Annotated in this window: 1 protein-coding gene; it reads right to left on the bottom strand. The window is 44.2% G+C overall.

Going from position 1 to position 935, the window contains the following annotated elements; translation table 11 throughout:
* Positions 1-161 precede the first annotated feature (161 nt).
* Positions 162-935: CgeB family protein (locus HC175_RS15305; RefSeq protein ID WP_168139335.1), on the bottom strand; the 774-nt coding region annotated here is incomplete at its 5' end.

Below are 935 nucleotides of genomic sequence, written 5' to 3' on the forward strand. Positions count from 1 at the left end.
CCATCCTTCCAGATCTTCCGGAATGTCATTTTTGATCTTATCCCATTTAAATTTTGGAAAATCTCCCAGGAAATGATTTGGAGCTGTTGTGCTTCCGTCGGGGAGATGAATATTGTGGAACCAGGGAGCTAGTTTTTTTATTTCTGCTTCGGTGGACATAATTATACTTTTTCTGAAGGCTGACGCACTTCCTTTACATAATTTACTAATTCTTTCGCTCTTGCTTTTGCGGTGTGAGACTGCATTACTTTTTGCCTTGCATTTTCACCTATCTGTTTTCTTTCTTTTTCAGGGATATTTCTGAAATATTTTTCGACTTCACTGGTGTCTCGGGCGATCAGGATCTCCTTTCCCTGTTCAAAAATGCTGTGGATGCCATCCCAGTAATCTGAAATGATCGGCACTCCGCAGGCAGCTGCTTCAAATAATCTCACGCTGGGGGAGTAACCGGCTTTGATCATGTCCTGTCGGGTGACATTCAGCGTAAACTCCTGCGAATTGTAGAACTTTCGGTGTTCTGCCGGAGGCAGGTGATTGATGCGCTCGACGTTCTTTGACCAGTTGTAGTTCTCCGGATACTGCGGACCTGCAACTACAAATTTTTCTGATGGAAATTGAGCTGCGGGTTTGTTTAGAAGTTCTTCCACTGTGGGCTGGCGATCATCGCTGTAGGTGCCGAGATATCCCATTTTCCATTGCTTTTCCCGGTCTTCAGGAAAATAAAGATCCGGATCAACAGAACAGTATAAGGCTCTTGCCATAGGAGATCCATAATGCTCCTCAAGATGCTTTAGAATAGGACCTCCCGAAAATGATAAATACAGATCATATTTTGAGATGATCTCCGGGTCGAGATATTCGTAATCCTCCCGCTCCAGTTTTGCTAAAGTGACCGGAGTATCAATGTCGTAAAAAGCTGTAACTCCGGTGGCGGT

This window comes from Salinimicrobium oceani (assembly GCF_012037645.1).